The sequence below is a fragment of the Salipiger sp. genome, assembly GCF_048261495.1.
GTDB lineage: Bacteria > Pseudomonadota > Alphaproteobacteria > Rhodobacterales > Rhodobacteraceae > Salipiger.
In genome coordinates this window covers 116,368-125,054 of record NZ_JBLXFX010000011.1, presented here as the reverse complement: position 1 = coordinate 125,054, position 8,687 = coordinate 116,368, and the positions used below count along the sequence as shown (strand labels likewise).

Below are 8,687 nucleotides of genomic sequence, written 5' to 3'. Positions count from 1 at the left end.
CACCGCCCCGCTCGTCGTCAAGGCCGGCGCGGACGTCCTCGTCGCCGGATCGGCGGTGTTCAGGGGTGGATCGGTGGCCGATCCGGCCCCATATGGACACAATATCGCAACGATCCGCGCCGCCGCCGCCGGGGCGCGCGCCGCGGCCTGACGAGAGGGACACCCGATGCCGGTTTCTCCACCCATCTGCGACGTCGGCTGGCGGGCGCCGCCCTTTGCCCTGCCCGGAACCGACAACCGCACCCGCACGCTCGACGACATCCGGGGCGAGCGCGGAACGCTCGTCATGTTCATCTGCAACCACTGCCCCTACGTGCTTGCCGTGCTCGACCGCATCCTGCGCGACGCGCGCGACCTGCAGGCGCTCGGCATCGGCGTGGCGGCGATCTGCGCCAACGATGCCGCGGCCTATCCGCAGGACAGTTTCGAGAACATGAAGACGCTGGCCGAGGACCGCGCCTTCCCCTTCCCCTATCTCCACGACGAGAGCCAGGAGGTCGCCCGCGCCTACGGGGCCGCCTGCACCCCGGATTTCTTCGGCTTCGACTCCTCCCTCGGGTTGCAATACCGTGGCCGTCTCGATGCCTCGGGCAGGCAGAGGGCGCCGGAGGACACGCGCCGTGACCTCTTCGAGGCGATGAAACAGGTGGCCGGCACCGGCCGCGGCCCGGCGGACCAGGTTCCCTCCATGGGCTGCTCGATCAAATGGAAAGCCGCATGAACGCAATTGTCTTCGACCTCGACGGAACGCTGATCGACAGCGCCCCCGACCTTCACCGCGCCGCCAACCTGGTGCTGCGCGACGAGGGCCTGCCCGAAATCACCTTCGCGCAGGCCCGCAGCTTCATCGGCAAGGGCGCGCCGGTGCTGATCTCGCGCGTGATGCAGGCGGTCGGGCTGGCGGACGACCCCGCCGAACACGCCCGCCTGCTCGCGAAGTTCATGGAGCATTACGAAGGCGATCCCGAACTGACGGTGATCTACCCCGGGGTCATCGACGCCCTCGCCCGGCTGCAGGTGAGCGGCGCGGCGCTGGGGCTCTGCACCAACAAACCCGAGGAGCCGACCCGCATCGCCCTGCGCTTCTTCGGCTTCGACCGTTTCCTGACCGCGATCGCCAGCGCTGAGACGCTGCCCGTGCGCAAACCCGACCCGGCCCCCCTGCACCACGTCTTCGCCGCGCTCGGGGCCGGAACCGGCCTCTACGTCGGCGACAGCGAGGTCGACGCGGAAACCGCCGAGCGCGCGGGCGTGCCCTTTGCGCTCTACACCCCCGGCTATCGCCATACCGAGGTCGCCGACCTCTGTCACACCTATGCCTTCGACCACTTCGACCAGTTGCCCGGTATCGTGGAACGGCATTTCGCGGGCGTCACCGCATGACCCTGCGGGCGCTGGTCTTCGATGTCGACGGCACTCTCGCCGAAACCGAGGAAGCCCACCGCCAGGCCTTCAACGAGGCCTTCGCCGCCGACTGGCTGAACTGGCACTGGGACCGCGACGCCTACCGGCGCCTGCTGAAGACCACCGGCGGCAAGGAGCGCATCCGCGCCTGGCTGGACGAGATCGGAGAAACCGCCGGCGGCATCGACGTCGCCGCCCTGCATGCCCGCAAGACCGCGCGCTATCTCGCCCTTCTCGACGGCGGCGGGCTTGCCCTGCGGCCCGGTGTCGGGGCGCTGATCGCCGAGGCGCGCGGCGCCGGGCTGCGCCTTGCCGTCGCCACCACCACGAGCCGCCCCAATGTCGATGCGTTATGCCGCTGCTGCTGGGGTCGGCCCGCCGAAGAGGTCTTCGACGTCATCGCCGCCGGGGATGAGGTCGCGGCCAAGAAACCCGCGCCGGATGTCTTTTCCCTCGCGCTCTCACGCCTCGGCGTGACAGCCGACGAGGCGCTGGCGCTGGAGGACAGCCGCAACGGCGTCCTCTCGGCCCGCGCCGCTGGGCTCGAGGTCATCGTGACCCCGTCGCTCTACACCGAAGGCGAGGATTTCACCGGCGCCTGCGCCGTCCTCCCCTCGCTGGAGCGCGGCAATCTTCCCGACCGGCTGCGCGCGGCGCTGGATCGGGTCGCGGTCCGGCCCCCGCGCAACTGACGGTGCGACTGCCGGTGCCCGGACCGGCGGAATTGCCGCATGCGGCGTCGATCGTCGCTCGCGTTGAAACCTTTCCCACCTTATTGTCATTTGACCGCGTGGCGACCGCCACGCGATAGTCCTGAAAACATTCAGATTTGCCCGCCCATCCGGCCCGGGCCCCCTCGGGAGGGATTCCGCATGAAAACCGTTCTCGCCGCGACCGCGACCGCCGTCGCCCTGATCGGACTGCCCGCAGCCGCCGATCCCGACCCCACCGACTGGGACGCCGTCCTGGCCGAGGCGCGGGGCCAGACCGTCTACTGGAACGCCTGGGGCGGCTCGGACGTGGTCAACGGCTTCATCGCCTCGATCGGCGAGGAAGCCGCCGATTACGGCATCACGCTGGAACAGGTGAAGCTGTCGGACACCGCCGAAGCGGTCAGCCGCGTGCTGGCCGAGAAATCCGCCGGCAAGGACGACGGCGGGGCCGTCGATCTCATCTGGATCAACGGCGAGAACTTTGCCTCGATGAAGGACCAGGGGCTGCTGTTCGGCCCCTGGGCCGACGACCTGCCGAACCGGCAGTTGACCGACCCGATGGCCAATCCCTCGCTCACCGCGGATTTCACCGTCCCGACCGAGGGCATGGAAAGCCCCTGGGGCATGGCGCAGCTGGTGTTCTTCCACGACAGCGCACGGCTGGCCGAACCGCCGCGCAGCATGGCGACGCTGCTGGCCTGGGCGCAGGCGAACCCCGGCCGGTTCACCTTTCCGCAACCGCCGGACTACCTCGGCTCCACCTTCCTCAAGCAGGCGCTGCTGGAACTGACGCCGGACATGGACGCGCTGTCCCAGCCGGTCGAGGATACCGATTACGACACGATCACCGAACCGCTCTGGGCCTACATGGAGGCGCTGACCCCCGTGCTGTGGCGTCAGGGCCGGGCCTATCCGCAGACCGGCGCGCGGATGATCCAGCTCATGGCCGACAACGAGATCGACATCGCCTTCGAGTTCAATCCGAACGCCGCCGCCAATGCCATCGCCAACGACCAGTTGCCGCCGAGCGTGCGCAGCCACGTGCATGACGGCGGCACCGTCGGCAATGCCAGCTTTGTCGCGATCCCCTACAACGCCAATGCCAAGGCCGGGGCCATGGTCGTCGCCAACCTTCTGCTGTCGCCCGCCGCGCAGGCCCGGATGTCCGATCCCGCCGTCTGGGGTCAGGGCACCGTCCTCGCGATGGACAGGCTGAGTGCCGAAGACCGCGCCGTCTTCGATGCCATCGAACTGGGCGAGGCGACCCTCACCCCGGAGGAGCTGGGCCCGACCCTGCCGGAGCCTCACCCGAGCTGGATGGTCAAGCTGGAAGAGGACTGGACCCGGCGCTTCGGCGTGACCGAGTAGATGCCCGACGCCGCCGCGCCCGCGCCGGGCACGCGCGGACCCTCGCCGCTGCGGCACGCCCCCCTGCTGACCCTGCTGGTGATGCTGGGACCTGTGGCGGCGGGCCTGCTGGGCACGCTGGGCCCGGCCTTCGGGATCATGCCCGCGCTCGGCGGGTTCGACCCGGGGCTGGAGCATGTCCGCGCCCTTGTCGACTGGCCCGGCCTCCCGCGCGCGGCGCTGCTGTCGCTCGGCACCGGGGTGCTGTCGACGGCGCTGGCGCTGGCCGTTGCCGTGCTGGTCTGCGCGGGCTGGCAGGGCACGCGGGCCTTTGCCGCGCTCGAACGGGTGCTGTCGCCGCTGCTTTCCGTGCCCCATGCCGCCGCCGCCTTCGGCCTGGCCTTCCTGATCGCGCCGTCGGGCTGGATCGCCCGCGCCCTCGCGCCGCTTGCGGGATGGCAGTCGCCGCCCGACGTGCTGATCCTGCAGGACCCGCTCGGCCTGTCGCTGGTCGCCGGGCTGGTGGTCAAGGAAGTGCCCTTCCTGCTGCTGATGACCCTCGCCGCCCTGCCGCAGCTGCGTGTCGCGCAAAGCCTCGCCACCGCGCAGGCGCTGGGATACGGGCGTGTCGCGGCCTGGTTCCGCGTCGTGCTGCCCCGGCTCTATCCGCGCATCCGTCTGCCGGTCTATGCCGTGCTGGCGTTCTCGATGTCGGTGGTGGACGTCGCGATGATCCTCGGTCCCTCGACCCCGCCGACGCTGTCGGTGCAGGTGCTGCGGTGGATGAACGATCCCGACCTCGGGATGCGCGGCACCGCCGCCGCCGGGGCCTTGCTGCAACTGGCGCTGACCGTGCTGGCGCTGGCGGGCTGGCGGCTGGCCGAGATCGCCCTTGCGCGCCTCCGGCTGCGCCGGATCGAAGCGGGCGGACGGGGCCGGGCGCAACCCCTTCTGCGCGCCGCCGGGCTGACGCTGGGCGGGCTGTCGGGGGGCGCGGTGGTCCTCGGACTGGCGGGGCTCGCGGTATGGTCGGTCGCGGGCTTCTGGGGCTTTCCCGACCTGCTGCCGCAGGAGATGTCGGGCAGGACCTGGATGCGTCATGGCATGGCGCTGAGCGATCCGCTTGCCGATACCGCGCTGATCGCCCTTGCCTCGGCGGGGATCGCGCTGGTCCTGACGCTGGCCTGTCTCGAGGCCGAGCACCGTTTCGGCCTGCGCCCCGGGACCCGCGCGCTCTGGCTGCTCTACCTGCCGCTGATCGTGCCCCAGATCGCCTTTCTGCCGGGGCTGCAGATGCTCGGCATCGTGACCGGCATCGACGGCAACCTGCCCGCCGTGGTGGCGGTGCACGTGGTCTTCGTGCTGCCCTATGTCTTTCTGTCGCTGGCCGACCCCTACCGCGCCTGGGACCCGCAGCTCGGCGCGGTGGGCCATGCGCTCGGCGCGGGACCGGCGCGGGTGTTCTGGCGCCTGCGCCTGCCCATGCTGCTGCGCCCGGTGCTGACCGCCGCCGCCGTGGGCTGCGCGGTGTCGGTCGGGCAGTTCCTGCCGACCCTGCTGATCGGTGGCGGTCGCGTCCAGACCCTGACGACCGAGGCCGTGGCCCTCGCCTCCGGCGGCAACCGGCGGGTCATAGGCGCCACCGCGCTGGCGCAGACCGGTGCCGCCCTGCTGCCCTTTGCCGCCGCGCTGCTGATCCCGGCGCTGGTCTGGCGCAACCGCAGGGGGCTGCACCATGGCTGAGGGGCTGACCCTCGACACGCTGCGCATCAGCCGGGACGGCAGCCCGCTGCTGGCACTCGACGCGCATGTGCCGCCGGGCGAGGTGCTGACCGTGATGGGGCCCTCCGGGTCGGGAAAGTCCACGCTGCTCGCGGCGATCATCGGCACGCTCGATCCGGCCTTCACGCTCTCCGGGCGCATCCTTCTCGACGGGCGCGACATCACCCGCCTGCCTCCGGAGGCGCGCCATGCCGGCATCCTGTTCCAGGAAGAGCTGCTGTTCCCGCATCTCTCGGTGGGCGGCAACCTCGCATTCGCGCTGCCGCCGGGGATCAGGGGCCGCGCCGCGCGCCGCGCGCGGATCGACGCCGCGCTCGAGGACATCGGCCTGCCGGGCTACTTCGACCGCGATCCCGAAACCCTGAGCGGCGGCCAGAAGGCCCGCGTCGCGCTGATGCGGATGCTGCTGGCCGAGCCCTGCGCCCTGCTGCTGGACGAGCCTTTCTCGCGGCTGGATGCCGCCCTGCGCGGCCAGATCCGCGACCTGGTCTTTGCCCGCGCCCGCGCCAGGGCCCTGCCGGTTCTGCTGGTGACCCATGACGCACAGGATGCCGAGGCGGCAGGCGGGCCGGTGATCGCGCTGGGATAGCCCCCTTGCCGCCGCCGCCGATCCGGGGAATTCTCCGGCCGCGGGACGGAGGGAGACGCAACCATCATGCATATCGGACTGGATCTCGGCACCAGCTCGCTCATCGCCGTCCTGTGCGAGGACGGCGTGCCGCGCGCGCGGGCCATGCGGCCGCTGTCGACCGCCTCGCCCCATCCCTACTGGTCCGAACAGCAGCCCGAGGACTGGTGGCAGGCGGCGCTGTCGGCGTTGGACGAGTTGCTTGCCCCGCTCGGCCCCGGCGGCCGGGCCGGAGTCCGCGCCATCGGCCTCTCGGGGCAGATGCACGGCGCGGTGCTGCTGAATGACGCGGGCCGGGTGCTGCGCCCGGCGATGCTGTGGAACGACGGCCGCGCCCATGCGGAATGCGCCGCCCTGACCCGCGCCCTGCCCGAGATCGGGATGATCGCCGGCGTGCCGCCCCTGCCCGGCCTGACCGCCCCCAAGTTTCCCTGGCTCGCCCGGCACGAACCGCACATCCTCGGGGCGGTGCGGCACGTGCTGATGCCCAAGGACTACCTCGGCCACCGCCTGCACGGCGGGCATGTGAGCGACCCCTCCGATGCCGCAGGCACGCTTCTGTTCGATCAGGCGGGGCGGTGCTGGTCGGACGCGCTCTGCGCCGCCGCCGGTGTCGATCCAGCCTGGCTGCCCGCGCTGCGGCACGGTCACGAGGTCGCCGGGGGCCTCAGCGGCACGGTCGCCCGGCGGCTGGGCTTGCCCGAAGGCCTGCCGGTGGTGACCGGCGGCGGCGACACCGCCACCGGCGCGGTGTCGGTGGGCGCGATCGAGGACGGCGCCGCCTTCCTCTCGCTCGGCACCTCGGGGCAGGTGTTCCTGGCCGGGGATCGCTACCGCCCGAACCCGGAACGGCTGGTGCATGCCTTTGCCCACACCCTGCCCGCACGCTGGTATCAGATGGCCGCCATGCTGAACGGCGCCCGGCCGATGGCCTGGTTCGCGGGGGTCGCGGGCAGCGACATCGCCCCCCTGCTCGCCGAGGCCGAGACCGTGCCGCCGGATCGCGTGCCCCTGTTCCTGCCCTATCTCACCGGAGAGCGCACGCCCCACGGCGATCCGCACATCCGCGGCGCCTTCTACGGGCTCGAGGACGGCACCGGGCGCGCGGCGATGATGCGCGCGGTGGTCGAGGCGGTGGCCTTCTGCTTTGCCGATGCCTTCGACAGCCTTGACGGCGGTGCGGGCATTGCCGGCCCCATCCCCGCCATCGGCGGCGGCACCCGCAGCGATTTCCTGCTGCGCACCATCGCGGATGTCACCGGTCACGCCATCGGGCGCGCCAGCGGCGCGACCGCGGGTCCGTCGATCGGGGCGGCAAAGCTGGCGGCGCTGGCGACCGGAGACCTGTCGCGCGGCGACATCGCGCGCCGCCCGGTGCCCGGCAAGGTCTTCGAACCGCGGAGCGCCCCGGTGCTCGGCGCGCGTCTGCAGCGCTGGCGCGCGCTCTACGCCGCGCTGAAACCCCTGACCGAGGGCGGTGCCTAGTCCGGGACCGCGAAGGTCAGCGAGGCCCAGAGGCTTTGCCACGCCGCCGGGTTCCTTGCGGTCGGTTCGCTCTCGAGCATGACCACGGCATCGGCCAGGTAGCTGTGCCCCGGCGCAACGGTAAGGATGGCGCGGCCCTCGGCATCGGTGCGGGCGCTGGTCACGCTGACGCTGCCGTCCGGAGCGCGTTCGAACAATTCGACCTGCGCATCGACGCGCGGCGCGCCCTCGTAGAGCACCCGGACCGGCAGTCCGCCCGCCAGGTCATCGGCATAGGGGTTGGCCTCGGCCACGATCTCGGTCAGCAGGCCGACCTCGCGGTCCGCCCCGGCGCCGTCGCCGACGGCGATCAGGCTCTTGGCAAAGCGGGTGTAGCGCTCCTTCACCGCCTCCTGCGGCAGACCGCGCGCGAGGTGGCGGTCGATGACCTGCGGAAATCCCTTGTGCTCTGCAAAGCGCACGAACTTGGCCCAGTCGTCGTAGGTCAGGGCATATTCGCGGGTCTGGTGAACCACGATGGCCAGCCCCTCTCCCGGAGCCGCCATGCGCAACGCGGGGCGATCCCCGGCGCGTCCCGGCACCGCGGTCGCGGTTCCGCCCATCAGCACCTCGAAGCGGGTGAAATTGGGCGGTACGTAGGAAAAGGCCGATCCCTCGAACTTTTCCCCGACCCGCAGGTCGGCCACCAGTTCGCCGCCGGCGGGCACGTCATGGGCCTGCGGGGCGATCCAGAATTCGTGGGCCGTGGCCGGTCCGGCCAGCAGGCAGGCGATCAGGGCGAGCGGTTTCATGTGGCATCCTTTCGGGCTGCGGCGACCGCGCGCGCGGCGGTCAGGCTCCGCGCTTCAGGCGATCTTCGAGATCCTTGGCATATTCGGCCATGCGGACCTTGAACCGTTTCTCGATATTGCCGCGGGCCAGCTTCAGCGACTGCACGAGAAGCCGGGCCGACAGGGTCTTGGGCGCCAGCTCGACCTTCATCCCGACCCGCGTGCGCGAGCGCGACAGTGCGACGAAGTCGATGCGGGTCAGCGCCTCGAGCCCGCCCGACAGCGTCCGATACACCATCGTGTGCGGCGGATCGTATTCCGTCAGAGTGATGTCCGCCTCGCGCGGCTTGCCGCGAAACCGGAACACCGTCTGCCAGCCCATGCCCTCGGCCGGGCCGGACCCGCCGCCGTTGCGCCGCACCTCGATGCCGCGCCGCATCACCTGCCGTTCCAGATGGTCGAAATCCGTCGCCTCGGCAAAGACCCGGTCCAGCGGCGCCTCGATATCCTCGCGGGTGGTGATTTCCATCGGTCTGTCAGGCCTCCGCATGGCGTGGG

General features: G+C 71.4%; 9 protein-coding genes and 1 pseudogene. 8 read left to right on the top strand and 2 right to left on the bottom strand.

Going from position 1 to position 8,687, the window contains the following annotated elements:
- The 8 genes and pseudogenes from ACN0RJ_RS19145 to xylB form a co-directional block, all read left to right on the top strand.
- A pseudogene (locus ACN0RJ_RS19145) lies at positions 1 to 151 on the top strand (ribulose-phosphate 3-epimerase); the annotation flags it as partial.
- A 15-nt stretch (positions 152 to 166) separates the two neighbouring features.
- Entirely contained in the window at positions 167 to 721 is a 555-nt protein-coding gene (locus ACN0RJ_RS19140) for a thioredoxin family protein (protein WP_417725298.1), read from the top strand.
- The gene (gene gph, locus ACN0RJ_RS19135; RefSeq protein WP_417725297.1) at positions 718 to 1,383 is read left to right on the top strand and encodes a phosphoglycolate phosphatase; all 666 of its coding nucleotides are present in this window, start codon (positions 718 to 720) and stop codon (positions 1,381 to 1,383) included. The genes ACN0RJ_RS19140 and gph overlap by 4 nt, the downstream gene beginning before the upstream one ends.
- Entirely contained in the window at positions 1,380 to 2,096 is a 717-nt protein-coding gene (locus tag ACN0RJ_RS19130; protein ID WP_417725296.1) for an HAD-IA family hydrolase, read from the top strand. The genes gph and ACN0RJ_RS19130 overlap by 4 nt, the downstream gene beginning before the upstream one ends.
- Before the next feature lie 180 nt (positions 2,097 to 2,276).
- Complete coding sequence (locus ACN0RJ_RS19125; protein ID WP_417725295.1) at positions 2,277 to 3,485, top strand: ABC transporter substrate-binding protein; 1,209 nt, start codon at positions 2,277 to 2,279, stop codon at positions 3,483 to 3,485.
- Positions 3,486 to 5,207: an ABC transporter permease gene (locus tag ACN0RJ_RS19120; protein WP_417725294.1), complete on the top strand. Its 1,722-nt coding sequence runs from the start codon at positions 3,486 to 3,488 to the stop codon at positions 5,205 to 5,207.
- Positions 5,200 to 5,835, top strand: a complete 636-nt coding sequence (locus ACN0RJ_RS19115; RefSeq protein ID WP_417721527.1) for an ATP-binding cassette domain-containing protein — start codon at positions 5,200 to 5,202, stop codon at positions 5,833 to 5,835. The genes ACN0RJ_RS19120 and ACN0RJ_RS19115 overlap by 8 nt, the downstream gene beginning before the upstream one ends.
- Before the next feature lie 66 nt (positions 5,836 to 5,901).
- Positions 5,902 to 7,359 (top strand): xylulokinase, encoded by a 1,458-nt coding sequence (gene xylB / locus ACN0RJ_RS19110; protein ID WP_417725293.1) that lies wholly within the window; start codon positions 5,902 to 5,904, stop codon positions 7,357 to 7,359.
- Here xylB and ACN0RJ_RS19105 read toward each other — a convergent pair.
- Both ACN0RJ_RS19105 and ACN0RJ_RS19100 read right to left on the bottom strand, forming a co-directional pair.
- Positions 7,356 to 8,150, bottom strand: a complete 795-nt coding sequence (locus ACN0RJ_RS19105) for a DUF4198 domain-containing protein (RefSeq protein WP_417725292.1) — start codon at positions 8,148 to 8,150, stop codon at positions 7,356 to 7,358. The genes xylB and ACN0RJ_RS19105 overlap by 4 nt on opposite strands.
- 40 nt (positions 8,151 to 8,190) lie before the next feature.
- Positions 8,191 to 8,658 carry an SRPBCC family protein gene (locus ACN0RJ_RS19100; RefSeq protein ID WP_417725291.1) on the bottom strand — a complete coding sequence of 156 codons (468 nt, stop codon included), beginning with the start codon at positions 8,656 to 8,658 and terminating at the stop codon, positions 8,191 to 8,193.
- Positions 8,659 to 8,687 lie beyond the last annotated feature (29 nt).